This is a genomic window from Amycolatopsis sp. A1MSW2902 (genome assembly GCF_017312175.1).
In the GTDB taxonomy this organism is placed as follows: Bacteria; Actinomycetota; Actinomycetes; order Mycobacteriales; family Pseudonocardiaceae; genus Amycolatopsis; species Amycolatopsis nivea.
Genome location: NZ_QJPO01000001.1, coordinates 56,447 through 82,473, shown reverse-complemented (window position 1 = coordinate 82,473; position 26,027 = coordinate 56,447). Strand labels below are relative to the sequence as shown.

Genomic DNA, 26,027 nt, shown 5'->3' with positions numbered 1-26,027 from the left:
CGGGCTGCCCGGCCGGTCCTCTCTCTCATCGCTCTCACAGGAACCCCGGAGTAGACCGGGTGCCGCCGGAGGGAGGAGCGGTGAGCGATGGAGCGCGCGAACGGGCACTGGGCCGAACGGATCGGCGTGGTCGCGCTGGTCGCGGTCCTGCTGGGCGGGGCCGCCTACGGGTGGGCCGAGCTGCGCGCGCTGCTGTCCGGGGTCACCACGTCGACCGCGCTCGACGGGCGGGCCCGGCCGGGCGGGGACACCAACATCCTCGTCATGGGACTCGATTCGCGGCTCGACGAACGGGGCGAACCGCTTCCCGCCGAGCTGTACGAACAGCTGCACGCGGGAGACCAGCACGTCGGCGGATACAACACCGATGTGCTGATGCTGCTGCACGTTCCGGCGGACGGCGGGCATCCCACGGTCATCTCCATCCCGCGCGACGACTACACCGATCTCGCCGGCTGTCCGGACGGAGTGTGCCAGGGCCGGATCAAGGAGGCATACGGGTACGCGTTCGCCGCGGAAGCCAAACGTCTTGCCGCGCAAGGCGTCACCGAGAAGGCAGCTCGCGAACAGAGGTCCCGGGACGCCGGCCGCGCGGCAGAAGTCGCTACGGTGCGCCAGTTCCTCGGCGGAGTCGCGGTGGACCATTTCGTCGAAGTCACCCTGGTCGCGTTCTATCAGCTGGCGCAGGTCGTGCAGCCGATCACGGTGTGTTTGAGCGAGGCCGCCCACGACAGTTACTCGGGCGCGGATTTCCCGAGCGGGCGGCAGTCGATTTCCGCGGCGCAGGCGCTCGCGTTCGTGCGGCAGCGGCGGGATTCGCAGCACGAGTTCACCGACCTGGACCGGGAACGGCGCCAGCAAGCGTTTCTCGTTTCGCTGGCGCATCAGCTGGAAGAAGGCGGGGTGTTCGGCGACCCGGGGAAACTCGGGCAGCTGGTTTCGGTCGCGCGGCAGAATGTCGCGATCGATTCCGGGCTCGACCTCAACGCGCTGGCGCGCCAGGCGGAATCGTTCGCAGGCGGGGATCTGACCTTGGCGTCGCTTCCGGTCGAACGGTTCGAAAAAGACGCGCGCGGCGAAGACGTCAATATCGTCGATCCGGTGCACATACGGGCCGCCGCGGCCCGGCTGCTCGGCCGGACCGTCCCGCCGCCGCCCGCCGCGACGGCCGGGCCCGCGGTGGACGTGGTGAACGCGAGCGGCCGTGAGGGCGCGGCCGCCCGGGTGCTGAAGACGCTCCCGTCGCGGGGATACCGCGCCGGGCGCACGTCCAACGCGCGGCACACGCGCCGCACCGTCGTCCGCTACGGGCGCGGGGATTCCGCGTCGGCGGCGAAACTCGTGGCCGCCCTCGGCGGCGGATACGGCGTGGGCTACGACGGCGCGCTGGCGGCGGGGGAGCTGAAGCTGGTGCTCGGCACTGATTTCCGGGAAAAGGCCGGCGAGGCCGCTCCGGTGCCGGTCGCCCCGGTTTCGCCCGCCGACGAATTGTCGGGAGGCGGGGTGCCCTGCGTGCGGTGAACGGGAGAAGCACAAAGATCCTGTGAACCGGTTGAGAACGAATTCCGAAATTAACTCTGCCGAGTGACGCCGGCGGCAGTGCGTCCGCTAATGTCCGGACTCGCGTGACGAGCCGCACAGCAGCGGCCGGGGGATTGCCCGATATCTGTTCTTGTTCCGATTTCAGCGTCCGGGAACGGCGCTGCTGCTTCAGCCCGGCCTCACGCCGCCCATTGTTGAGTGGTTTCCGGCCGGTTTCGTGACTCGTGTTCTCCTGGAAAGAGGTTTTCCTGTGACGCTGGACGCGGATCGGGCGCGCATCGTCGCGCCCGAGAGGCTCGCCGAAAAGGCGACGGCGGTTTACCGGGCGGGCCCCGCGCCCGCCGTGCGCACGCTTTACGACATTTTCGCCGAAACGGTGCGCAACCACCCGGACGCGCTCGCACTCGACGACGGAACTGAGCGCGCCACGTACCGCGATTTCGCCGCACAGGTCGAAGAACTCGCCGGACGCCTCCGCGCTGCCGGGGTCATGCCGGGCGACCGCGTCGGCATCCGGATGACCTCCGGCACGGCGGCGCTGTACCGCAGCATTCTCGCCGTTCTTTCCACTGGCGCGGCTTATGTCCCGGTCGACGCCGACGATCCGGCCGACCGCGCCGAGACCGTGTGGACGGAAGCTCAGGTAAGCCTGGTCCTGACCGACGCGGGAGTGCCGGCGTCGCGTGGACCGCAGTGGCCGCGAGTCCGTCCGCAGCCGCAGGACGACGCGTGGATCATCTTCACCTCCGGCTCCACCGGAAAACCCAAGGGCGTCGCGGTCACGCATCGCGCGGCTGCGGCCTTTGTGGACGCTGAAGCCCGGCTGTTCTGCTCCGCGCAGCCGCTCGGCCCGCGCGATCGCGTGCTGGCCGGGCTGAGTGTCGCGTTTGACGCGTCGTGCGAGGAAATGTGGCTGGCGTGGCGGCACGGCGCGTGCCTGGTCCCGGCACCGCGTTCGCTCGTCCGCGCGGGTGCCGACCTCGGTCCGTGGCTGGTCGAGCGGGGCGTCACGGTCGTGTCCACCGTGCCGACGCTCGCCGCGCTGTGGCCAGTGGACACTCTGGCCAGCGTCCGGTTGCTCATCCTCGGCGGCGAAGCGTGCCCGCCGGAGGTCGTGACGCGCTTCGACGACGGCAAACGGGAAATCTGGAACACCTACGGCCCAACGGAAACCACCGTCGTCGCGTGTGCACAACGGCTGCGCGCGGGCGAACCGGTGCGGATCGGGCTGCCGCTCGACGGCTGGGAACTCGCGGTCGTCGACCCCGAGGACCCGGCGGGCATCCCGGTGCCGTGGGGCCGCAGCGGGGAACTGGTGATCGGCGGCGCCGGCCTCGCCCGGTACCTGGACGCGGCGAAGGATGCGCAGAAATTCGTGCCACTGCCGGGGCTCGGCTGGAGCCGCGCGTACCGCAGCGGCGATCTGGTGCGCGCGGCGCCGGAGGGGCTGGAGTTCGTCGGCCGCGCGGACGGCCAGGTCAAGATCGGCGGACGACGCGTCGAACTGGGCGAGATCGACGCCGCGCTGCGTGGGTTGCCCGGTGTCGCGGCCGCTGCGACGGTCGTGCAGCGCACGGACAGCGGCGCGCAGGTGCTGGTCGGCTACGTGGTGCCGGAGGGCGAGAGCCTCGATCGCGCCGCAGCGCGCAGCCTTCTGCGGGACCGGTTGCCCGCGGCGTTGGTGCCCCGGCTCGCGTTGGTCCCGGATCTGCCGGTGCGCGCGTCGGGCAAGCTCGACCGCGACGCGTTGCCGTGGCCGCTGGAGGAACCGGCCGCCGCGCCGGTGGTGCCGTCCGATCCGAAGCTGGCTTGGCTGTTGCAGGTGTGGAGCGAACACCTCGGGACCACGGCCGGTCCGGACGACGACTTCTTCGACCTCGGCGGCTCGAGCGTGACCGCCGCGCGGCTCGTTTCCGTGCTGCGCGAACGGTATCCGAGCGCGGCAGTGTCCGATGTGTACTCCTGCCCGACTCCGCGGGAGCTGTACGAACGCCTCGCCGGAGCGCCGGTCGAGACGATCGCGGCGGAGGAGCCGCAGGTCGCTCCGGTGCGCGGCAGCGGCTGGTGGCAGTCCGGGGTGCAGCTGGTTTTGCTGGCCCTGTCCGGGACGCGGTGGCTGCTTTCGGTGTCGCTGCTCGGTTCGCTGGTTTCGCTGGTGCTGCCGTTGCAGTGGCTGCCGCGGATGTCGTGGTGGATCCTCGTGCCCGCGTGGCTGGTGCTGCTGAGCCCGCCGGGCCGGATGCTGCTCGCCGCAGGCGGCGTGCGGGTATTGCGCGGAAAGCTCGCGCCGGGGGAGTACCGGCGCGGCGGCATTGTCCACATGCGACTGTGGACGGCGGAACGGTTCGCCGCGGTGGCCGGCCCGCCCGGAGTCGCCGGAACTCCGCTCGCCGCGCCGTATGCCCGGTTGCTCGGCAATCGGGTCGGCCGAGGTGTGGACCTGCATTCGCCGCCGCCGGTGAGCGGCCTCGCCGACTTCGGCGACGGCTGCGCGATCGAGCCCGAAGCGGACCTGGCCGGATGGTGGCTGGACGGCTCGGTGCTGCGGATCGGCCGCGTCCGGGTCGGAGCCGGTGCCCGCGTCGGTGGCCGCAGCACGCTGTTGCCCGGCACGGATCTCGGCACCGGATCGGTGCTGTTGCCGGGCTCGACACTCGACACCCGCGTACCGGACGGCGCGGTCTGGGGCGGCTCCCCAGCCGGGCCCTCGGGCGAACGCCCATCGCGGCCGACCGTGGTGGCACCGCGGGCGAAACGGTATTCGCTGGCCTTCGCGCTCGGCGGCACGGTGCGATCGATGTTCATGCTGGTGTCCGCGATCCCGCTGATCGTGGTCGCACTGCTGCTGGTTCCGGCAGCGGACGATCCGCGCGGGGCCGCACTGGCGATCCTGCCGTGGACGCCGTTGCTCATCCTCGCCGGAATCGTCGTGTACGCCTTGACGATCGTCCTGCTCGTGCGGCTGGCCAGCCTGGCCGTGCGACCGGGGGTCTATCCGGTGCTCAGTCGCGCGGGCTGGTCGGCCTGGTTCGTGCACGAACTGCTGGAAATCGCCCGGCGGCAGCTGTTCCCGCTCTACGCCGCGCTGGCGACGCCGGTCTGGATGCGACTGCTGGGTGCCCGAATCGGCCGCGGCGTGGAACTGTCCACTGTGCTCAGTCTGCCGTCGCTGCTGCGAGTGCGGGACGGCGCGTTCCTGGCCGACGACGTCCTCGCCGCACCGTACGAACTGGACCGCGGCTGGGTCCGGCTGGGCGTCTCGGAAGTCGGGGAACGCGCGTTCGTCGGCAACTCCGCCGTCGTCGGCCCGGGCCGGACGCTCGGTTCCGCGTCACTGGTCGGCGTCCTGTCCGACACCCCGGCAGCCGTCCCCGACGGCACGTCCTGGCTCGGCCGCCCCGCGTTGGAGCTGCGCCGGACCGCCGACACCGCCGATCCCGCCCGCACCTTCGCACCGCCGCGCCGGTTGAAACTGGCCCGCGCGTTGGTCGAATCCTGCCGGATCGCGCCGCTGCTGATCGCGGGTCTGCTCGGACTCGCCGTGAGCGCGGTACTGACCGGAGTGGACATCGCGGACGGCTTCTGGATCGCCGCCGCCCTCGCGCCCGCGGTGTTCGTCTCGGCCGGTCTCTTCGCCGCGCTGCTGACGACGCTGATGAAATGGACGCTGGTCGGCCGGTTCCGGCCGGGGCGGCATCCACTGTGGAGCGCGTTCGTGTGGCGGAACGAGCTGTACGACACGTTCGTCGAGACGCTCGCGGTGCCGTGGTTCGCCGGATCGTTCCTCGGCACGCCGGTGCTGAACTGGTGGCTGCGCACCCTCGGCGCCCGCATCGGCCGCGGCGTCTGGTGCGAGAGCTACTGGCTGCCGGAAACGGACCTCGTCCACCTCGGCGACGGCGCCGTGGTGAACCGCGGCTGCGTGCTGCAAACCCACCTGTTCCACGACCGCGTCATGCGACTGGACCCGGTCCGCCTCGGTGCTGGGGCGACCCTCGGGCCGCGCGCGTTCCAACTGCCGGGCAGCGGAATTTCCGACGGCGCGACGGTCGGTTCGGGTTCGCTGGTGATGGCGGGGGAGACGGTCCCGGCGCGCACCCGGTGGCGGGGGACTCCGGTCCGGCCCTGGCGGTGAGCCAACCAGTAGCCTGGGCGGACCATGGACTACCGGAAACTGTTCGGCGAGATCCGCCGATACCCGGGGCTTTACGGGCTGGACGGCAGTTATCACGACTACTGCACGTTCCTCCTCGGCGTCGACACCGGCAACGGCGGGCAGCTGCTCACCGGCTTCCGGGAGTCGCTCGTCCCGCGCGTCGGCGACGGCGACAACCTCACCTGGCCTGCGCTGGTCCTGCACCTCGCCTTCCCGGACCGCACCGAGGGCTGGCGCGACGAAGCCGCCGGTGCGGGCCGGGACACCGCGAACGACCTGCTCTTCTCGCTGCTGGACGAGTTCTTCGAGAAGCAGGCTCAGCCCCGCGGGACGGCGGCCATCTTCGACGAGTACCTAACCTGGCTCAAAGCCCAGCCCTGGTATCGCGGGTGAAGCCGAACTGCCACCACTCAGTCAGACCGCTGCGGCCTGAGCTGCGTATGCGCCGCACCGATGGAGAGCGCGTCGTCGACTTCTTCTGCGGACAGCCCCGCTGCGGCAAGCACCTCCCGGGTATCCGCCCCCGGCGGTCGCGGCGATTCCGCGGCACACCCCGGCGTACGGCCGAGTTTCACCGGCACCCCGACCCCGCGATACCCGTCCCGTTCCACGACCATTTCCCGGTGCCGTACCTGCGGCGCGTTCATCGCCTCCGCGATATCGTGCACCGGCGAAGCCGGGACTCCCTTCGCCAGCAACAACTCGGTCAAGGAGTCCCGTTTGTACTGTCCGATGAGGACACTCAGCTCGGCCCGCAACGCACCCACATTGCTGACCCGGTCGGCATTCGAAGCAAACCGCGGATCGGAAGCCAGCCCAGGAGCACCAAGCACGTCGACCAACGCCGCGAACTGCCGATCATTCCCCGCACCGACAAAGAACAGCCCGTCCGCTGTCGAGAAAGTCTCGTAAGGCGCGATCGACGGATGCGCCGACCCAGTCCGCTGCGGCACCGCTCCATCAGCGAGCCACGCCGCGGAATGCGGATGCAGCAAGCTGATCACCGTGTCCAGCAACGAACAATCCACCAGCTGACCGAGCCCGGACCGCGCCCGCTCGTGCAGTGCCAGCAGGATCCCGGAAAACCCGAGCACCCCGGTCACCACGTCGACCACCGGCACACCGATCCGCAACGGCGGCCCGTCGGCCTCGCCGTTCACGCTCATCAACCCGCCATAGGCCTGCAACACCGCGTCGTACCCGGGCAGGCCGCCGAGCGGTCCGTCCGTGCCGAACCCGGTGATGCGGCAGTGGATCAGCGCCGGATACTCCGCCCGGATCGTCTCGTCCGGCCAGCCCCAGCGCGCGAGCGTGCCCGCCTTGAAGTTCTCCACCACCACGTCGGCTCCCGCGAGCAGGGTGCCGAGCAGCGAACGACCGTCCGGACCGGACAGATCGAGCACGATGTTCTTCTTGCCCCGGTTGAGATTCGCGTAGTACGCGCTGGTCCCTTCGGACAGGAACGGCGGACCCCAGCCCCGCGTCTCGTCTCCGGCGGGCGATTCGACCTTGATCACCTCGGCCCCGTGGTCGGCCAGCATCTGCGTGCAGTACGGCCCGGCCAGCACCCGCGACAGGTCCAGCACCCGCAGCCCGTCAAGCGCGCCCATCAGTAGGACCTCGGCAGTCCGAGCACGTGCTGGGACACGTAGTTCAGCACCATTTCCTGGCTGATCGGCGCGAGCCGCAGCAGCCGCGCCTCGCGGAAGTAGCGCTCGACGTGGTACTCCCGCGCGTAGCCCATCCCGCCGTGGGTCTGGATCGCCTGGTCGGCGGCCTGGAACCCGGCGTCCGCGCACAGCCATTTCGCCATGTTCGCCTCCTTGCCGGCCGGCAGACCGCGGTCGTAGCGCCAGGCGGCGTTGCGCGCCATCAGCTCCGCCGCGTCGAGCCGGGTCGCGGCCTCGGCCAGCGGGAACGCCAGCCCCTGGTTCTGCCCGATCGGACGGCCGAACACCTGCCGTTCCCCGGCGTAGCGAACCGCGCGGCGCAGGGCGGCGCGGCCGATGCCGAGCGCTTCGTGGGCGAGCAGGATGCGTTCCGGGTTGAGCCCGTCGAGCAGGTACCGGAAGCCCTTGCCCTCCTCGCCGACGCGCGCCGATTCCGGCACCCGCAGCCCGTCGATCAGCACCTCGTAGGAGGACACCGCGTTGCGGCCGAGCTTGGGGATCGCGCGCAGCTGCACCGCGTCGGACTCGATGTCCACGACGAACAGGGACATGCCGTCGGTCGGCTTCTCCACCTCCTCGCGCGGCGTGGTGCGGGCGATCAGCACCATCTTCTGCGACTGGCCCGCCTTGGTGATCCAGACCTTCCGGCCGTGCACCACGTAGGAATCGCCGTCGCGGCGGGCGAAGGTGGAGATGCGCGTGGTGTCGGTGCCCGCGTCCGGCTCGGTCACGCCGAAGCAGACGTGCAGCGAGCCGTCGACCGCGCCGGGCAGAATCTCCCGGCGCATTTCCTCGCTGCCGTGCTTGACGATCGTGTTCAGCCCGAAGATCGTCAGGTGCATCGTGCTGCACCCGTTCATCCCGGCCCCGGACGCGGCCACTTCCTCCAGCAGCAGCGCGGCTTCGAGGATGCCGAGCCCGCCGCCGCCGTACTGCTCCGGGATCGCCATGCCGAGCCAGCCCGCGGAGGCGAACGCGTCGTAGAACTCGCGCGGGAACTCGGCCCGTTCGTCGCGTTCGGCCCAGTACTCGTCGGGGAACCGGGCGGCCAGCTCGCGCACGGCGCGCCGGATGTCCTCCTGGTCTTGGCTCAGCTGGAAGTCCACAGTGCTGCTCTCCATCGTGCGTATATGAGAACGCTAAGTTCGGATATACGTCCAACGTAAGGCGGCGCGCGGCTCGGGTCAAGCGCCGTTCCGGGCGGTCGGCGCGATAGGGTTCGTATCTGCGAACGCAGGGGAGGCTGTCATGACCGAGTCGAGCGCCAAGGCGCACCGGACGGTCGGCCGCGTCACCAGCATCCTCGAGTGCGTCGCGCGGCAGCCCGGGATGCGGCTGCACGAGCTGTCGGTCGCTCTCGACGCGCCCAAATCCTCGGTGTTCGGCCTGGTCAAAGGCTTGGTGTCGACCGGCTACCTGGTCGAGGCCGACGGCGCCTACCGGCTCGGCCCGGCGCTGGGGAACCTGCTCACCGGCGGCCTGCCCGGCATCGCGACCGCGGCCCGGCCTGCCTTGGAGGAGCTCCGCCGCCGGTTCGGCGAGACGGTGATGCTCGGCGCCGAGGTCGGGGATTCGCTGATCTACGTGGACGCGGTCGAGTCCGAGCAGCCGATCCGCTACTCGGCACCGCTCCGCACGCGGCGACCGCTGTATCCGCCGAGCGCGGGCAAGATCGTTCTCGCGTACTGGTCGGCGCGCCGGCGCGAGGCGTATCTGAAGTCAGTGCTCCCGGACGCCGAGCGCGTGCGGGCCGCGATGGACGAACTCGACACCGTCCGCGCCGAGGGTGTCGCGCTCAACCGCGGCGAAACCCTGCCCGACGTGAGCGCGGCGGCGCGGCCGATCCTGGTCGACGGAGAGGTCGTCGCGGCGATCGCGGTTGCGGGCCCGACCACGCGGATTTCCGGCCGCCTGCCGGAGATCGGCGACGCGCTCGCCGGTATCACCGCGGCGGTCGTGAAGCGCTGGGAAGCCGCGCGCCAGGGCTGATCGCTCGTGAGTGTTTATGCCGGTTGGAGCGGACACCGGGCTGGCTGCCTGCGGTGACGAGCGCGCCCCAATGTGGCATTGGGTGCGTCAGATGCACCCAATGCCACATTGGGGCGCAAGACCGCACAATCCGCCCCCCCCCCGAGCACCACGACCTGCGGGCCGGGCTGCCGCTGGGGTTGAGGCTGGCTGGCGAGCGGCGACGCCGGGGAGGCCCGTGATCAACACGCACGACCCCCGATCCACCCCCTTGACCGCCGCCCCCGCGGCCTCTTAGCATCCGGATATACGCATCATGCGTTCCCAAATACGCACGCAACGGCGCGCGCCGGCTGGCTTCCGCTCGCCTGTGCCCCAGTTCCGGAGAGCAGGACCATGCCCAGTGTTGTGGACGACAGCGTCGGAACGACCCGGAAAGCCCCGCGCGGAGTCGGGGTCGCGGTGGTCGTCGGCTCCGCGCTCGAGTGGTTCGATTTCTATCTCTACGCGTCGATGGCCGCGCTGGTGTTCGGCCACGTGTTCTTCCCGCCCGGCAACGACGCCGCCGCGACGATGGCCTCGGTCGCGACCTTCGCGGTCGGCTTCCTGGCCCGTCCGATCGGCGGCATCGTGTTCGGTGCGCTCGGCGACCGGATCGGGCGCAAGAAAGTGCTGTCGTGGACCTTCGTGCTGATGGGCGTTTCCTCGGCAGGCATTGGATTATTGCCCAGTTACGCGAGCGCCGGGCTTCTCGCGCCGGTGCTGCTCGTGGTGCTGCGGCTGTTGCAAGGACTCGGTGCCGGGGCGGAATTCGGCGGCGCGATCGCGGTCGCCTACGAGCACGCTGATCCGCGCAAACGCGGGCGGCAAGGTTCGTGGCCCGCGCTGGGCGTGAACGTCGGGTTGCTCGTCTCCTCCCTCGCTGTCGCCGGACTGACCACTTTGGACAAGGAGTTCCTGCACGGGTTCGGCTGGCGGATCCCGTTCCTGGCCAGCTTCCTGCTCGTCGGCGTCGGACTGTGGGTGCGCCGCCGGGTTCCGGAGACCCCGGAGTTCGAGAACCTGGTGCGCAGCAAGAAAAACCGGCCGCGCGGCTGGGCGAACCGGCCGCTGGTCAAGCTGTTCCGCAGCGACTGGCGGGCGCTCGCGGTGGTCATGGTGATCACCATCGGCTACAACGGTGTCAGCTACGTGTTCAAGACATTCTCGCTCGCCTACCTGACGAATTTCCGTGGCGTGCCGGCGAATATCGGCGCGCTGGGGATCAGCATCGCGAGCGCGACGGCGATCGTGACGGTGCCGATCGCCGGGTGGATCAGCGACCGGATCGGCGCGAAGAAGGTCGTGGTCGCGGGCGGGGTTGCGACGGGTTTGCTGGCGTTCCCGTTCTTCTGGCTGCTCGACACCGGAAGCAGCTGGTTCATCTGGCTCGGCCTCGTGCTGGCGACCGGCATCGTGGTCCCGGCGATGTTGTCGGCGCAAGGAGCGTTCCTGGCCAAGCAGTTCCCGGCCGAGGTCCGCTCGACCGGGCTGGGCACCGGCCGCGAGGTCGGGGGAGCGGTGTCCGGCGGGCTGGCGCCGCTGGCAGCGCTGGCGATCGTGGAAGCCTCCGCGACGCACGCGACCTGGGGTGTCTCGCTGTTGTTCATCGCGGGTGCGTTGTGCATCGGCCTCGGCGCGCTCGCCGATCAGAGCCGCAGCACACTCAACTGAGCCGCGGCCACCGGGTGCGGGTTTTGGACAGTTCCGGACCGTAGACGGCTTCGGCGACTGAGCGTTTCAGGTTCGCGCAGTGGTGCAGCACGTGTGCCGGGAAACCGTTGCCGGAAGGGCGTTCCGGTGGTTTCTCGGCACCGGCTGCGACGAGTGTCCATCCGGAGCCGAGTTCTATGAGGCTCTGGTGTTTCGTGGTGTAGTACTCCGGCGAAACGTCGACTGCCACGCCGGTCGCGCCCGCCGCGGCGGCGACTAGATGCAGATGGAAGCGGCTGGAGATCCAGGTCTGCCCGGGCGCGAGCGGGAGGCCGCGATGCCACACGTCGCGGAACGGGTGGAATTCCGCACCGGGCAGTTCGTGTTCCAGCAATGCGAAAACCTCGCGGTCGACGCGAGGAATCCCTTCCACCACAGCGAGTTCGCCCGGCGGCAGCCGCCACTCGCGCACCAGGCCGAGCACCTGGGCGGCGAGCGCCGACGGTCGCGCGGTGCCGATGTCCGACTGCATGCACAGGACGAACTCGCGCGTCGTGGGCGTCGTCGGCGGTTGCGGCGCAAGGAAAGCGTCGTCGCAGGACCGCTCGACACCCGCGACGCCGTGCAGGAGTTCGGCGGACGGATCGTCGCGGACATCCACGACGTCGAAACGCTCGGCAAGCGCGCGCAACAGTACGGCCGCGCCCGGCGGGAAGGGGACGAAACCCTGTCCGGTCATCGCCGAACGGGCTCCGGAACGCTGCGCGGCCGCGGCGGCCCCGGGCGACCAGTCCCAGGTGCCGGGGCCACAGCGCGTTGACGTAACCGCCGCCGATCAGATGCACGACGTCGAGCTTGCCGAGCAGTTCGATCCCCGCGTCCCAGCGCGGCGCGCGACCGGGGTCGTGCACCGCGGACCGCACCCAGGACGCGACTTCCCACGGATCGTCCGACGGCGCTTCGCCGCACAGCCGCCACAAGGTGTCCGTGCAGCGCAAACGCGGATGAAGGTCGCCGAACAAATGCTGTGCGGGACCCGGCGAATGCGTGTCGAGCCAGACTTCCGCGTCCGGCTCGGTGCGGGCCAAACGGCGGATCCAAGCCGCGGCGATCAGTTCGTCGCCGAAGTTCGGATAGCCGCTCGGCCCGACCAGGTAATGCCGGCGGGGGGACGGGGCAGGAGTCACGAAGCGACGCTGAGCTGCGTGTCCAACGCCTGGTCGCCCTGTGCCTTCTCGCTTCCGCTCGGCTCGGCCTGGATGCGGTCCTTGGCCACGCCGTCGCCCTCGAGCGCGGTCGAGATCGCCTGCGCGCGCTCCTCGGACAGCTTCTTGGCCTTGTCCGCGTCCGGGTAGCCGGCGTGGGTCTCGACCTTCAGCTTGACATCGTTGCCCTGCATGGCTTTCGCGATCGCGGCGAGGCCTTCCTTGGCCTTGGCGGTCAATTCCGCCTTCTCCGGCTCGAACTTGATCGGCGAGGCCTGCGAGGCCTGCTGGATCGCGGCGGTGACCGCCTGCGCGGCCGGGCCGCCGGCGTTCTGCCCGGGGGCTCCGTTCTGGCCGGACGCGCCGTTCTGCCCGGACGCGCCGTTCTGCCCGGCGTCGCCGGACTGGTTGGCTCCGCTGGGCTGTGCGGCTCCGCTGGACTGGGCGGTGTTCTGCCCGGACGCTCCGGATCCGGACGAGTCGTTCGATCCGCCCGACCCGCACGCGCTGACCAGCGCGACGACGGCTGCGGCCCCGACGACCGCCTTGACGAGTGCCCTCTGCATGAGAATTGCGCTCCTTCGGCTGGGTTCGCCGGGATCTGAACACGGGGCCAAGACCGCGGCAACCGAGACGCACCCGGCGAACGCGCCAAGCCACCGCCCGGTTTCGCCCCGTCAGCAGGGAAGGGGCGGCGGCTCGCGGCCTCGCCCGCGGAAACTGACATCCACCCGGGTGAGGGACCCGGGAAGTCCACAAAGGACAGTAAGATCGCGCCGCGCGGGGCAGCTGTATAACGCCCTATTCAGCGCGCCTTGGGGCGATTTGTCCGACTGGGCCGACGGCGAACCGGAGGCGCGCGTTCCGGTCCGATCAAGGGGCGAAAAGCCCCGGGGTGCGCCGCGGATTCCCGGGGTGCATCTCAGGGTGTTCCCCGATGCCGGGCAGTCACGGCCGCCAGCATGCTGATCGATGTGACCCTCATAACGCGGAAGGCCAAGGCGGCGGCGCCCGCGATCGCTGCCGGCGCGTTGGCTTTCTCGCTGGTTCCGATTCTCCTGTTGCACCTGGTGGCGGCGGGCACGATCGACCCGGTCCGCGACGTCATCAGCGATTACGTCTTCCCGCCCGGGGGAGCGGTGCTGCTGGCGGCGGCCTCGCTCGGGCTGGCCGGTGCGTCGTTGCTGGTCCGGCACGCATTGCTCAAGCAGGGGCTGCCGAAACGCAGCCCGGAATCGGTGCTGATCGCGTTGTGGGCGGCCGGATTGGTCGTCGCGACGTTCTTCCCGACCGATCCGACCGGCGTGGAGACGTCGTTTTCCGGTGCGGTGCACAGGTATGCCGGCGCGGCGATGTTCGTGTGCCTGCCGCTGGCGGGATGGTTGCTGGCACGCCGCCGGCCGGAAGCGACGGCGGTGCGCTGGCTTTCGCTGGCCTCCGGCGCCGCTTCGCTCGCCTTTCTGCTGGCCCACGCGCCGTTGCTGGAGCAGTCCGTACCCGAATTTCTGGGGTTGTTCGAGCGCGTGCTGTACGCCCTGCTCTACGCACAGCTTTTCGCGATCGCCGCGACGGCCCGGACCGAGGTGGACTCATGACGATCCTCGCCATCGCGCTCGCCGTGCTCGGTGCGGTTTTCTTTTCCGCTGGCGCACTTCTGCAGCACGGTGTCGTCACCGGGCTGCCCGGCCGGCCGCGGGTCGGGGAGCTGGTCCGCGCGCCGCGCTGGCTCGGCGGGCTGGCCCTGCTCGGTTCGGGCGCGGGCGTGCACGCGGTCGCGCTGGGGATGGCTCCGCTGACCGTCGTGCAGCCGGTCGGGGTCATCGCCGTCGCGATCACCGCGATTCTCGACCGGCGGCGGCGGGATTTGCCCGCAGTCGCGGTCACCATGCTCGGCGTCGGGACGTTCGTGACCGTCGCCGCGGGCAGCACCACGAGCACCGAGGTCGGCGCCGACGCGCAAACGCGGGCGGCGTTGCTGGTGCTGGGGGTCGTGGCGCTGTTGACGCTGATCGGCGCGATCGTCTCGCGTCCGTCGGTCCGCGGACTGTGTTTCGGCGCGGCCGGCGGTGCCGCCTACGGCTTCGTTTCGGTGCTGATGCGCGCGGTTTCCCTTGAAATCCGCGAGGGGACCGTCGATTTCGGCACCGCGGTGTCCGTCGCCGCGATGGTGACGGCGTTGCTGGTCGGCGGCTGGCTCGTGCAGTTGTCGTACCGATGCGGTCCGCCGCACCTCGCCGTCGCGTGCCTGACCGTCGTGGATCCGCTGGTCGCAGTGGGTCTCGGCGCCGGGGTGCTCGGCGAAGCCACCCACCTCGACGCCGCGGCGACCGCGATCGCGCTGACCGCGGCGGTGCTGGCGGTCGGCGGCGTCGCCGCGCTGAGCCGCGGCAGTTCTTCTTCTGTCCATTCCACCAGATCGGAGCACCCAGTGAACGACGGCCTGCCTTTGCGCATCGTGGTCGCCGCCGAGACCTATCCTCCGGACGTCAACGGCGCGGCGCAGTTCGCGTACCGGCTGTCCACCGGTCTCGCCGGCCGCGGCCACGAGGTCCACGTGATCAGCGTCGACCCGGAGGGCCCGGCGCGCACCGAAAGAGACGGCGACGTCGTGGTGCACCGGGTCCGGTCGCACCGCACCCCGTTCCACCGCACCTTCCGGATCGGCCTGCCCTGGGAGGTGAGCAAGGACGTGGCTGCGCTGCTGGAGGAGTTGCAGCCCGACCTCGTGCACGTCCAGGCGCATTTCGTGGTCGGAAGGTACGTGCTGAAGCACGCCGCCGCGATGGGCATTCCCGGGGTGGCGACGAACCACTTCATGCCGGAAAACCTGTTCGGCCACGTGCGAGTGCCGACGTGGCTGCGCGGCGCGGCTTCGCGGTGGGCGTGGCGCGACTTGACGCGCGTGTTCTCGACAGCCCGCGTGGTTACCGCGCCGACGCCGCGTGCGGTGGAACTGTTGCACGACAACGGTTTCCCAGAGCGGGCGATCCCGGTCTCGTGCGGCATCGACATCGACCGCTACCGGTTGCGCACGGTTTCGCGGACCTCCGACAACCCGACGGTGTTGTTCGTCGGACGGCTCGACGAAGAGAAGCGCGTCGACGAGCTGTTGCGCGCGGTCGCGCTCGTGCCTCGCCTGCGTGCGGAGATCGTCGGCGACGGTTCTTGCCGCGCGGACTGGGAAAAGCTGGCTGGCGAACTCGGGATCGCCGACCGGGTGCGGTTCCGCGGTTTTGTGTCCGAAGAGGACTTGCTGGACGCCTACGCGGCCGCGGATCTCTTCTGCATGCCGGGCGTCGCCGAACTGCAGAGCCTGGCGACGATGGAGGCGATGGCGGCGGGGAAGCCGGTGGTGGTCGCGGACGCGATGGCGCTGCCGCACCTGTGCCGTCCGGGGTACAACGGCTGGCTGTTCGAACCGGGCAACGTGGGGGAGCTGGCCGAGCGGCTGCACGCGGTGGTCGCCGACCCGGCGACGCTGGCGCGGATGGGGGCGGCGAGCGGCAAGATGATCGCCGGGCACGCACTGGAGTCCACTTTGGATTCGTTCGAGGCGTGCTACGCGGAGGCGATGGGCCGGGTCGCGGCAGTGCCCGCGGCTGCCTGAGACTTCTGGGGGAACAGGGGGGATGGCCGGGTTCGCCGGACTAAGGGGAGGGATCCGGCGAACCCGGCCGGGCTCAGGCCAGGGTGATGGCGTAGAGCTGGACGCGCGGGTCGTTCGGCAGGCTCACCGACTGGACAGTCTTGGCACTGTCCACTGTGGAGGCGATGCCGAACAACCGCACCGGCGGGCCGTCGACCCCGCTGCCCGCCTTGATCCGGTGCGGCATGTCGAGCACGACGGTCGTGCCGGACGGCGTCGAACCGGCCCAGTCGCCGAACGTCACCGGGAGATCCGCGCTGGATCCGTCGCTGTAGTGCACGGTCAGCGAAGTGGACACCGGACCGTTGTGCGACGAGCCGATCAGCTGCACCGCCTGGTGCTTCCCGGCGGGCAGCAGCAGTGATTGCCCGCGTGCTTCCACGAAGTTCGCCGCGGTGCCAGTGGGATCGGCCGCCGCGTAGGTGACTCCATTGTGGACGAAGGTTCCGGCTCGCGGCATCAGGTCAGCGTCGTAACTCCAGCCGCTGCCGTCGAAGTTGCCCTCGGTGGACGCCGCGACGGTCGCGGTTCCGTCGTGATTGCGGTCGTGGCCGAGATCGACCGCGCACTGGGTCCCGGACGTCGTCGCGCACACCGTCGGTTCCCGGACCTCGATGCTCGCGGTTCGGGTGACGGTATTCGCGCCCGGCCCGGATGCCTTGAGCTGCACCGAATACGTGCCGACTGGCGTGTTCGCCGGGACGGTCACCGCGACCGGTGCGGTCTTCTGCGTCGGCAGCCGGAAAGACCACAGCAACTGCAACTGGTCGGTCTGCACTCGCCAGCCGGACGGTGCCGACGAGGTCACGAAGACCGGCTGTGCTCCGGGGTTCTGGCCGAGCACGTCCAGGTTCAAGTGGACAGTCTGCGCTGAAGATTGCTGAGGCAGCACTACCGAACTCGGCCGCAGCGTCGCGTCGACGTGCCGACGCAGATCGCCGGCGGATTTGTTGACCGACGGCGGTTCCGCGCCCGGCTGCGTGCCCCAGCGGGACGGTGTCGAGCCGACCTGATAGGCGAGGTTGCCGCCGTGCGCGACCGCGGACCAGTCGAGCCAGGTCTGCCGGACGTCCCGCCCGTTGAGCGAAACGCTTTGCACGTAACGGTTCGTATCGCTCGCCCCCGGCGCGGTGACGGTGAGCGTGCCGCCTTGCTTGCCCTCGTACTGTCCGATCCGGACGGTCGCCGATTCGAACTGCGGACTGGACACCGCGAGGAAGTTCGCGCCGCTCATCGTCGGGTAGAGGCCGAGCGAGGAGAAGACGTACCAGGCGGACATCGTGCCGAGGTCGTCGTTGCCGGTCATGCCGTCCGGCCCGGTGGTGAACAGCGTCATCGCCGCGCGGACGACGGTCGCGGTCTTCGCCGGCGCGCCGACCCAGTTGTACATGTACGGGGAAAGCAGGTCGGGCTCGTTGTTGGGGTTGTAGGTGGCCTTGGCGTAGTAGTCGTACGGGCCGGCGATCCAGTCCTTGCGCGCGGTGCCCGCCGGGTCCTTGAGCAGGTTGCCGTAGGCGAAGAAGGAGTCGAGCCGCTTTTCGGTCGCCTGCTTGCCGCCCATCAGGTCGGCGAGCCCGGCCGGATCCTGCGGGACGAGCCATTGGTACTGGTAGGCGCCGCCTTCGTGGAACTGGTGGTCGGCGTCGACCGGGTTGTACGGCGTGAGCCAGGTGCCGTCGGTGGTGCGCGGCCGGAACTGCTTGTCCGCGGCGTTCCAGACGTTGCGGTACCACTGGCCGCGGTCGGCGAACATGCGTGCGTCGGCCTGGTGGCCCAGACCCTTGGCCATCAACGCGAGCGCGGCGTCGGCGGCGGAGTACTCCATGGTCGCCGACGTCGGATGCTCGCAGTCGTTGTCGCCGCCCTTGGCCGCGCAGTCCTTACCGAGGGTGAGGCCGCTCGGGATGTAGCCGCGGTCGTTGTAGAAATTGACGCCGGAACGCCCGTTGTACGGCGAATCGGCGGGCGGCGTGCTGGTCGCGTTCTTCTTGAGCAGCGCGTACGCCTCGTCCTCGTGCCCGGCCAGCAAGCCCTTCGACCAGGCTTCGACGAGAAACGGAGTCACCGGGTCGCCGGTCATGATGTTGGTTTCGCTGCCCGCCAGCGCCCATCTCGGCAGCCAGCCGCCGTCGCGGCCGATCGCCAGCACGGACAGCGCGACGTCGCGCGCCACCTGCGGTTCCAGCATTTCGAGCAGCTGGTTCTGCGGGCGGTAAGTGTCCCAGAGGGAGAAGTTCTGGTACGGCGTGTAGCCGTTGGCGCGATGGACCTTGCCGTCGAAACCGGCGTAGTCGCCGCTGATGTCGCCAGCGAGGTTCGGGTGCAGTTGCGCGTGATACAGCGAGGTGTAGAAAGCGGTCTGCCGTTCGGTGCTGCCGCCGCTGATCTTGATCGCGCCGAGCCGGTCTGCCCACTGCTTGCGCAATGCGGCGCGGGTGGCGTCGAAGTCGTAGCTGTCGCTGGTTTCCTTCGCGAGGTTGTCCCGCGCGCCAGCGAGACCGGTGTAGGAGAGCCCCACCTTCAGGACGACATCGTGGTCAGTGGCAGCGTCGAAGCTGACCCACGCGCCGTTGCCGCCGGTGCCCGCGGCGTCGCGGCTGCCCGCGGTGCGGGTGGCGCCGCGCCAGGTGCCGTAGGAGGCGAAGGGACGGTCGAACGTGGCGGTGAAATAGACGGTGTGCTCGTCGTGCCCGGCGCAGAAGCCGCCCGCGCGCACGCGACCCTCGAGGGTCCGGTCGCCGACGACGTGGATCTCGGAATCCTTCACCGACTGGTTCGCCTGGCCGGTGTTGAACAGGACGTTCGCCTGACCGGTCGACGGGAAGGTGTAGCGCTGCCATCCGGTGCGCGGGGTGGCAGTGAGCTCGGCGTTGACGCCGTACTTCTTCAGCCCGACGCGGTAGTAGCCGGGTTCGGCCTTCTCGTCGTCGTGGCTGTACTCGGATTTGTAGGCGTTCCTGTCCACGGAATCGACGGCGCCCGTGGTCGGCATGACCGGCAGTTCGCCCATCACGCCGCAGCCGACGCCGGAGAGGTGGGTTTGGCTGAAGCCGTAGATCGAGTTCTGCTGGTAGTCGTACCCGCCTTGGCCGCCGGTGTCGGGGCTGACCTGGACCATGCCGAAGGGCGCGCTGGCTCCGGGGAAGGTGTTGCCGAAGTTCTGCGTGCCGACGAACGGATTGACGAGCGACACCGGATCCGCCGTCGCCGCGCTGGCGCTGGCGGCCGTGCCGGACAGCAGCCCGGCGACCACGAAGCCCGCCGCCGCGACCGCGGTCACCCGTCTTTTCTGCGACCACATGGACGCGCTACCTCCAGGGCTGACAACGTTGTCATCATGCGAACCGGTGCGGAGACGACCGGCTGGTGAGCAGCTTGTCATCCCGGAGGGGGTTTGAGAAGGCCGACAACCGGACAGCTTCCGCTCCCCGCCGGAGGTCCGTGAGGGGAACCTTGACGGGCTTCCGCTGGCGCCGGTGTTCGTGAGGGGGACCCTCACGCTTTCGCTTCCGCCGGAGGTTCGTGACGGCCACCCTGACGGCTTTCGCTCCCGCCGGTGTTCGTGAGGGGCCCCTTCACGCCTTCCGTTCCCGCCGGTGTTCGTGAGGGGAACCCTCACGGAATCAGATTCCCGCAGGGTGGCCCTCACGGACGTTCGCCGGGCCTGGCTGCCGCGAACCCTGCCGGGCCTGCCCGCCGCGAACGTTCAGCGGGCCTGGCCGCCGCGAACCCCGCCGGGCCCAGCCGCCACGAAGGTTCCCCGGGTCGCCCGCCGCAGGAGAGCTCCGTCAATCACCGCTCGATCCGGGCGACTCCGGCAGCCGCAACACCGCCCGAGCCCCGCCGCCCGGCAGGTTCCCGAACTCCAGCTCCGCCCCCAGCACCCGCGCCTGCGCGACCGCGATCGTCAACCCCAGCCCGTGCCCGCCGCCGCGGGAGTCCGCGCCGGTCCGGAACCGCGCGGGTCCCTCGCGAAGCAGCACCTCCGGATACCCGGGCCCGCGGTCGCTGACCGCCACGCACCGGCCCGACACCTCGACCGTCACCGGCGGGGCCCCGTGCTTGGCCGCGTTCGACAGCAGGTTCGCCAGGATCCGCTCCAGCCGCCGGGGATCCGTCCGCACCCGGACCGCGGTCGGCGCCACCGCGTCCGGCACCCGCCGCCGGACGAACTCCGCCAGATCGAGTTCCGCCAGCTCCGCCCGCTCGGCGGCGGTGTCCAAGCGAGCCACCTCGAGCACGTCCTCCACCAGCGACCGCAGTGCGGCGACCCGGTCGCGGACCAGCTCCGCCGGACGCCCAGTCGGCAGCAGTTCGGCCGCGGTCACCAAGCCGGTCACCGGAGTCCGCAGCTCGTGCGCGATGTCCGCGGTGACCCGTTGCTCCGCGGCGAGCCGTGCCTGCAACGCGTCTGCCATCGCGTCCACCGCCTGCGCGAGATCGGCCGCTTCGTCGCGCGGGCGCGGGCCGATCGCGTCGCGCACCCGGGCCGGAGCACCGTTCGCGACGTCCCGGGCAGCGTCGGCGGCCCGCCGTAGCCGACGCGCCATCCCGGCGCCGAGCACGACACCCAGCAACGCCCCGGCGACGGTCACCACCGCCGAACCCGCCAGCAGTTCCCGGTCCAAAGTGGCCAGTGCCTGCGTTTGCGCCGCGTAGCTGACCCGTACCGAGACGACGTGCCCGCCGGTTTCGGCTGCTGCCCACAAAACCGGTCCGTCCAAATAGGTCGCTCGGTTGCCGCCGCGCACCGCGTCGCGCAGGGGAGCGGGCAGCGCCGGATCGTCGAGCTGGCCGTCGACACCGGGATTGCGCAGCAGCAGCTGGATCCATTCGTCCTGCGCGTGCCGCGCCTGGTCGGCTTGCGTGCGCGCGAATTGCTGGTGCACCAACAAACTCAACGTCAGGGCGACGGCGGCCGACACGAGGGTCACCGCCGCGGTCAGCCGCCACCGAAGCGTGGCCGGGAAGAGTTTCACGGCTCGGAGCGGAGCTTGTATCCGAAGCCCCGCACGGTTTGCAGCCGCTCTTGGCCGATTTTCACGCGCAGCCGCTGCACGTGGACGTCGACCACGCGCGTGTCGCCGCCCCACGCGTAATCCCACACGCTCGCCAGCAGCGTGTCCCGGCTCAGCACAGTGCCGGGCGATTCGGCGAAACGCAGCAGCAGCCGCAGTTCGGTCGGGGTCAGGTCCACCGGCTGCCCGGATCGGCGGACGTCCAGCCCGGCGCGGTCGATTTCGAGGTCGCCGAAGCGGACGAACGCGTCCTCCTCGGGCCCGGACCAGCCGCTTCGCCGCAGCACCGCCTGGATCCGCGCGATCAGCACCGAGGTGTCGAACGGTTTGGTGACGTAGTCGTCGGCACCGGCTTCGAGCCCGAGCACGACGTCGACCGAATCGTCGCGGGCGGAGACCATCAGCACCGGCACCCGGCTTTCCTCGCGGATCCGGCGGCACAGGCTGACGCCGTTGAGCCCGGGCAGCATCACGTCGAGCAACGCCACGTCCGGCGGCTGCGCGCGGAACTGTTCGAGCCCGGCGAGCCCGTCCGCGGCCGTCGACACCCGGAATCCGGCGCGTTCGAGGGCGAGCTGCGTCGCCTCCCGGATCACGTCGTCGTCCTCGACGAGCAGTACCTGCGTCATGTCCCCTCTCACTCCGGCGAGAAACGGTTGCCGGTCCAGCGGTAGCGGGCGACCCCGTTGTTCGGCCCGGTCGCCGACATCGTCGCCAGCTGTCCGTCGAGCACGGTCAGCATCGCGCCGGAGTTCTCCAGCTTGAACAGCTGTTTCCCGTTGACGGTGTAGACATAGCCGCCGAGGTACGCGCTGACCGGCACGCCGGTCGCGCCGCTGCTGCCGGTGCCGGGAGCGCCGACCGCGCCGCACGGATACACGTTGACCACGACGTCGACCTCGCCGGTCAGCTCGTGATAGGCGGTGCTGACCGGATACGACCCGGCGATGGGTCCGTGCGGACACGGTCGCAGCGCTGCCTTCGTCCTCGCGCTGACCGTGGGGTCCGCGCGCAGCAGGGCGACCGCGTCCACGCTCGGGCCGTGCGGGTTGTTCGCCGGCGCCGGGGCGGCCGCTGCCGGCGGAGCGGGGCCGGCGACGCGCACACCGTCCACACCGGAGCAAGCGGTGAGCGACAGCACCGCAACCGCCGCGACCGCTGTCCTCCGCATGCCTTGCACAGTAGCCATTTTGCCGTCCGCGCGCCGCTCGGGAAGCGCTGTTACCAGACCGATGGGTTTCCTCCGGGCCACCGCAACGCGATTCCCGGCGGCCGGTGATCCGCCGTTCCTACCTTGGCCGGGTACTGGCACGAGAGAGGAGTCCGATGAGGACGGAAGCGGTGCGGGACCCGGCGGAGACCCGGGTGCCGAAGGGACGGCTGCTGGGCGTGGACGCGGTGCGCGCGCTGGCGATCGTCGGGGTGTTCATCGAGCATTTCTTCGCCAGCGGCTGGCTGCACGGCGGCCCGCCCGACCAGGCTCCCGGGTTCCTGACGTGGCTGAACATGCAAACGTCGTCGCGGGCGATGAGCCTGTTCGTGCTGCTGTTCGGGCTGTCCGCGGCGTTGATGACCGGCGGCGCGGCCCCGTACGCCGGGAACGAACGGTGGCGCGCCCGCGGCAGGCTCGCGATCCGCGCGGTGGTGTTGTTCGTGCTCAGCCTGGCGATCGACGAGTACGGCATGTCGGTGATCGAGTACTACGCCGTGCTCCTGCTCCTCCTGCTGCCGCTGACCCGGCTGCGCGCGCGGACGTTGTTCGTTCTTTCCGGAATCGCCGTTCCGGCAGTGACGCTATACGCGTTCTGGGTGTTCAATTCCCATTCCGATTGGCTGCGCTCCGGTGCCGAGACCGCGAGCGGCGTAGCGATCTTCGCCCACCCCGAGCAGTGGGGCGAGTTCTTCAAGGGAATGGTGCTGTTCGGCGGTGGTTTCCAGGTCGCGTACGGCCTGCCGCTGGCGTTGGCGGGAATGGCGATCGGCCGCCTCGACCTGCGCGCGCATCAGGTCCGGATCCGCTTGCTGTACACCGGTTTCGTGCTCGCCACCGCGTCGATCCTGGGTTCGTGGATCGCGACCTATCCGCTGGGCGGAGCCGACGCGATCGCGACGACCCCGCCGCCCGGAATGCCGTGGCAGGTGCTCCTGGCGATGCCGACCGACGGTTCGCTGTACGCCACCAGCCCGCTCGGCATCGTGCTCATGATCGGCGTCGCGATGGTGCTGCTCGGCGGCCTGCTGATCGCCTTGGACCGCCCGCTGGGCCGCCGCGCCCTGTGGCCGCTCGCCGCGGCCGGCGGGATGGCTTTCACCTGGTACGCGGCGCATTTCGCGGTGTTGAAGCTGGTGTCGAAGCCGTACTCCTTCGTGTTCCTGGCGACGGTGGTCGCGGTGATGCTGGCCGCCTCCGTCGCGTGGCGGCATTGGCGGCGGCGGGGTCCGCTGGAGTGGCTGGTGCACCGGGCGACGCTGCTCGTGCCTTGAGGTTCAGTGTGCGCGGGGTCCGGCGGTTTCGCGGATCCCGCGCAGCACGGTGACGAGGGTGATGACGGCGGCGAGCATGATGTAGAAGGCCGGGGAAAGCTTGTACCCGGTGGCGGCGACGAGCCAGGTCGCGATGTACGGCGCGGTGCCGCCGAACAGCGAAACCGCGATGTTGTACGGGATCGCGATCGCGCCGGAGCGGATGCGCGGCGGGAACAGTTCGGCCATCGCCGCCCCCGCGGCTCCGTCGTAAGCCGCGATCAGCAGGCCCAGCACCACTATGCCGACGACGGCGAGCACCGGATTTCCCAGCGACATCAGCAAAAGCGCGGGCCAGGTCAGCACGACGAACCCGACGATTAGCGGGCAGCCATCGACAGTTCCCGTCGGCGGGTGGCCAGCAAAGTGCACCCGACCGCCGCCGCATAACCGAGGGCGGCCACCGTCAGCGGGACGCTCAGTGACATCGTCGAGCCCGCCGTGAGCAGCGTGCCCAGTACCGCGGTGCCCAGCGCGCCACCGGTCTGCCGGGCGGTGTTCAACACCCCGCTCGCCAGCCCGGTGTGCTCCTCGGGCGGCGTCGACATCGCGACCGACGTCATCGCGGGCATCGCGATCGAGCAGCAGCACAGCACCACGCCGCCGATCAGCACCAGCGGCAGGGAATCGGCCGCGGCCAGCAGGATCGCGCCGAGTCCGGCGAGGCTGAACCCGGTCAGCATCGGGACGCGGGCGCCGAAGCGGGCGGTGAGCCGTCCGCTGGCGGTGGCTCCGATGCCGATCGCGACGGTGAGCGGGAGCGTCAGCATGCCGGTCGCGAACGCGGACTGGTGCAGCGGCCCCTGCAGATACAGCGACAGGCACAGCAGGGCGCCGTACAGGCAGAAATTGAAGAGCAGCCCGGCGGTGCTCGCCGCGGAGAACGGGCGGGACGAGAAGATCGCCAGCGGCAGCATCGGATCGCGACGGCGCCGCTCGGCCAGGACGAACGCGATGCCGGTCAGCACCCCGGCGGCGATCAGCGGGAGTGCCCAGCCGGAGCGGCCGACCTGGATCAGCCCGCCGGCGAGCGCGGACAGGGCGACGGTGCCGAGGACGAGCCCGTACGGATCGAGGCGGCGCTCCCTCGGCGGTGATTCGACGACATACTTGCAGGTCAGCACGATGGCGAGGGCGGCGAACGGGACGTTGACCCAGAAAATCGCCCGCCAGTCGGCCAGCGCGATCAGCACGCCGCCCGCCACCGGGCCGGTCGCGAGCCCGATGGCCGCGATGCCGCCCCACAGGCCGAGCGCGTGCGCCCGGGCCCGCGGTTCCGGGAACTGCCGCACGATCAGCGCGAGCGAACACGGCAGCAACGCGGCCGCGCCGACGCCCTGCAGCGTCCGCGCGACGATCAGCACCGGCAGGGTCGGGGCCAGCGAACACAGGGCGGACCCGACGCCGAACACGACGGTCCCCGCCACGCAGACCCGTCGCGCACCGTAACGGTCGCCAAGCGAACCCGCGGTGAGCATGCCCGCGGCCAGCGCGATGGTGTAGCTGGCGATCACCCACTGTTCACCGCCCAGCCCGCCGCCGAGATCGCGCCGGATCGCTTCGACGGCGACGTTCACCACGGTCGCGTCGAGCTGGACGATGAAAAACGGGAGGCACAGCGCGATCAGCGCCAGCCGTTGCCTGCGGGTGGAGGTCGTTGCGGTCACCGGGCAATCGTGCCGCGGGGACCGTTCGGTGCGGGCCGAAGTTTCCGCGGCAGACCGTCTACTTAGGACTCGTGCACCCGGGTGAAGTCCGGCTTGCGGCGTTCGCGGTGCGAGGCGAGGCCTTCGCGGACCTCGGGACCGGCGAAACCGTAGAACTCCAGCGCCAGCGAGGAGTCGAAGATGGCGCCCGCGAGCTGCCGGTACCAGAGGTTGAGGCTCTGCTTGGTCCCGCGGATCGCGTTCGGCGCGCCGTTGGCCAGCTCGTGCGCGATCTCCCGCGCGGTCGGCAGCAGCCCGTCCTCTTCTTCGACGCACAGCGACACGAGCCCGATCCGTTCCGCCTCGGCACCAGTCATCGGACGGCAGGTCATCAGGTAGTACTTGGCCTTCGCCATCCCGCACAGCAGCGGCCAGCACACCGCCGCGTGGTCGCCCGCCGCGACGCCGAGCCGCGTGTGGCCGTCGATGATCTTCGCGTTGGCGGCGGCCACTGAGATGTCCGAGAGCAACCCGGCCACCAGACCAGCTCCGACGGCCGGGCCGTGGATCGCGGAGACGGTCGGCTTGGAGCAGTCGATGACGTTGTAGACCAGGTCCCGCGCCTCGCGCATGGTGCGCGACCGGGCCTCGAAGTCGTTCGCCAGCTTCTCGACCAGGTCGAATGATCCGCCCGCGGAGAACCCCTTGCCCTCGCCGCGCAGCAGGACGGCCTTCACCTCCGGATCGCGGTCGAACTCGCGCCAGATGTCGGCGAGTTCACCGTGCGCGGCATCGCTGACCGCGTTGAGGTGCGGCGCGTCCAGGACGAGTTCGATGACGCCGTCCTCGTCCGGCCCGTCGACCCGCAGGTTCTCGAACTGCGCATAGCGGCTCATTCAGCTTCCCTCCGTCGTCCGGAACACCTGCGCCACCATGCCATCGGTGCGGACGCCGCCGCCAG

At 70.4% G+C, this 26,027-nt stretch carries 19 protein-coding genes and 1 pseudogene; 8 read left to right on the top strand and 12 right to left on the bottom strand.

Annotated elements, in window-relative coordinates:
- The first annotated feature begins 87 nt into the window (after nucleotides 1–87).
- The 3 genes from DMP23_RS00470 (at nucleotide 88) to DMP23_RS00460 (ending at nucleotide 6,091) form a co-directional block, all read left to right on the top strand.
- Nucleotides 88–1,521: an LCP family protein gene (locus tag DMP23_RS00470; protein ID WP_337819783.1), complete on the top strand. Its 1,434-nt coding sequence runs from the start codon at nucleotides 88–90 to the stop codon at nucleotides 1,519–1,521.
- A 271-nt stretch (nucleotides 1,522–1,792) separates the two neighbouring features.
- Nucleotides 1,793–5,677, top strand: a complete 3,885-nt coding sequence (locus tag DMP23_RS00465; protein WP_337819782.1) for a Pls/PosA family non-ribosomal peptide synthetase — start codon at nucleotides 1,793–1,795, stop codon at nucleotides 5,675–5,677.
- Between the two features lie 24 nt (nucleotides 5,678–5,701).
- The gene (locus DMP23_RS00460) at nucleotides 5,702–6,091 is read left to right on the top strand and encodes a hypothetical protein (RefSeq protein ID WP_337819781.1); all 390 of its coding nucleotides are present in this window, start codon (nucleotides 5,702–5,704) and stop codon (nucleotides 6,089–6,091) included.
- A gap of 17 nt (nucleotides 6,092–6,108) precedes the next feature.
- On the opposite strand, the gene DMP23_RS00455 is transcribed toward DMP23_RS00460, so the two are convergent.
- Nucleotides 6,109–7,308, bottom strand: a complete 1,200-nt coding sequence (locus tag DMP23_RS00455; protein WP_337819780.1) for a CaiB/BaiF CoA transferase family protein — start codon at nucleotides 7,306–7,308, stop codon at nucleotides 6,109–6,111.
- Complete coding sequence (locus DMP23_RS00450; RefSeq protein WP_238607106.1) at nucleotides 7,308–8,489, bottom strand: acyl-CoA dehydrogenase family protein; 1,182 nt, start codon at nucleotides 8,487–8,489, stop codon at nucleotides 7,308–7,310. The genes DMP23_RS00455 and DMP23_RS00450 overlap by 1 nt, the downstream gene beginning before the upstream one ends.
- Nucleotides 8,490–8,616: 127 nt before the next feature.
- Here DMP23_RS00450 and DMP23_RS00445 point away from each other — a divergent pair, with 127 nt between their 5' ends.
- Together DMP23_RS00445 and DMP23_RS00440 are read left to right on the top strand one after the other, a co-directional pair.
- On the top strand, nucleotides 8,617–9,357 hold the full coding sequence (locus DMP23_RS00445; protein ID WP_037819757.1) for an IclR family transcriptional regulator: 741 nt from the start codon (nucleotides 8,617–8,619) through the stop codon (nucleotides 9,355–9,357).
- Between the two features lie 375 nt (nucleotides 9,358–9,732).
- The gene (locus tag DMP23_RS00440; protein WP_337819779.1) at nucleotides 9,733–11,049 is read left to right on the top strand and encodes an MFS transporter; all 1,317 of its coding nucleotides are present in this window, start codon (nucleotides 9,733–9,735) and stop codon (nucleotides 11,047–11,049) included.
- On the opposite strand, the gene DMP23_RS00435 is transcribed toward DMP23_RS00440, so the two are convergent.
- The 3 genes and pseudogenes from DMP23_RS00435 to DMP23_RS00425 form a co-directional block, all read right to left on the bottom strand.
- Nucleotides 11,042–11,767, bottom strand: coding sequence for a polysaccharide pyruvyl transferase family protein (locus DMP23_RS00435; protein ID WP_337819778.1), 726 nt, complete (start codon nucleotides 11,765–11,767; stop codon nucleotides 11,042–11,044). The two genes, DMP23_RS00440 and DMP23_RS00435, sit on opposite strands and share 8 nt — an antisense overlap.
- Before the next feature lie 145 nt (nucleotides 11,768–11,912).
- Nucleotides 11,913–12,215 (bottom strand): annotated as a pseudogene (locus DMP23_RS00430) (polysaccharide pyruvyl transferase family protein); the annotation flags it as partial.
- Nucleotides 12,212–12,799 (bottom strand): OmpA family protein, encoded by a 588-nt coding sequence (locus DMP23_RS00425; RefSeq protein ID WP_337819777.1) that lies wholly within the window; start codon nucleotides 12,797–12,799, stop codon nucleotides 12,212–12,214. The gene DMP23_RS00425 and the pseudogene DMP23_RS00430, both read right to left, overlap by 4 nt.
- A 408-nt stretch (nucleotides 12,800–13,207) precedes the next feature.
- On the opposite strand from DMP23_RS00425, the gene DMP23_RS00420 reads away from it, so the two are divergent.
- A complete protein-coding gene (locus DMP23_RS00420) occupies nucleotides 13,208–13,828 on the top strand; it encodes a DUF998 domain-containing protein (protein ID WP_337819776.1) in 621 nt (206 codons plus the stop codon).
- On the top strand, nucleotides 13,825–15,840 hold the full coding sequence (locus tag DMP23_RS00415; protein ID WP_337819775.1) for a glycosyltransferase: 2,016 nt from the start codon (nucleotides 13,825–13,827) through the stop codon (nucleotides 15,838–15,840). Before DMP23_RS00420 ends, DMP23_RS00415 begins: the two co-directional genes overlap by 4 nt.
- Nucleotides 15,841–15,913: 73 nt before the next feature.
- Here DMP23_RS00415 and DMP23_RS00410 read toward each other — a convergent pair whose 3' ends face one another.
- From DMP23_RS00410 to DMP23_RS00395, 4 genes are all read right to left on the bottom strand, one after another.
- Entirely contained in the window at nucleotides 15,914–19,180 is a 3,267-nt protein-coding gene (locus tag DMP23_RS00410) for a GH92 family glycosyl hydrolase (protein WP_337819774.1), read from the bottom strand.
- 487 nt (nucleotides 19,181–19,667) lie between these two features.
- Nucleotides 19,668–20,858 carry an ATP-binding protein gene (locus DMP23_RS00405; protein WP_337819773.1) on the bottom strand — a complete coding sequence of 397 codons (1,191 nt, stop codon included), beginning with the start codon at nucleotides 20,856–20,858 and terminating at the stop codon, nucleotides 19,668–19,670.
- Nucleotides 20,855–21,526: a two-component system response regulator CseB gene (cseB, locus tag DMP23_RS00400; RefSeq protein ID WP_275291777.1), complete on the bottom strand. Its 672-nt coding sequence runs from the start codon at nucleotides 21,524–21,526 to the stop codon at nucleotides 20,855–20,857. The genes DMP23_RS00405 and cseB overlap by 4 nt, the downstream gene beginning before the upstream one ends.
- 8 nt (nucleotides 21,527–21,534) lie before the next feature.
- The gene (locus DMP23_RS00395; protein WP_275291776.1) at nucleotides 21,535–22,068 is read right to left on the bottom strand and encodes a hypothetical protein; all 534 of its coding nucleotides are present in this window, start codon (nucleotides 22,066–22,068) and stop codon (nucleotides 21,535–21,537) included.
- A gap of 155 nt (nucleotides 22,069–22,223) precedes the next feature.
- Here DMP23_RS00395 and DMP23_RS00390 point away from each other — a divergent pair, with 155 nt between their 5' ends.
- Nucleotides 22,224–23,381, top strand: coding sequence for a DUF418 domain-containing protein (locus DMP23_RS00390; protein ID WP_337819772.1), 1,158 nt, complete (start codon nucleotides 22,224–22,226; stop codon nucleotides 23,379–23,381).
- Nucleotides 23,382–23,384: 3 nt separating this feature from the next.
- Here DMP23_RS00390 and DMP23_RS00385 read toward each other — a convergent pair whose 3' ends face one another.
- From DMP23_RS00385 to DMP23_RS00375, 3 genes are all read right to left on the bottom strand, one after another.
- Nucleotides 23,385–23,726 (bottom strand): hypothetical protein, encoded by a 342-nt coding sequence (locus DMP23_RS00385; protein ID WP_337819771.1) that lies wholly within the window; start codon nucleotides 23,724–23,726, stop codon nucleotides 23,385–23,387.
- A gap of 14 nt (nucleotides 23,727–23,740) precedes the next feature.
- Nucleotides 23,741–25,087 (bottom strand): MFS transporter, encoded by a 1,347-nt coding sequence (locus DMP23_RS00380; protein WP_337819770.1) that lies wholly within the window; start codon nucleotides 25,085–25,087, stop codon nucleotides 23,741–23,743.
- A 62-nt stretch (nucleotides 25,088–25,149) separates the two neighbouring features.
- A complete protein-coding gene (locus DMP23_RS00375; protein WP_337819769.1) occupies nucleotides 25,150–25,962 on the bottom strand; it encodes an enoyl-CoA hydratase/isomerase family protein in 813 nt (270 codons plus the stop codon).
- Nucleotides 25,963–26,027 lie beyond the last annotated feature (65 nt).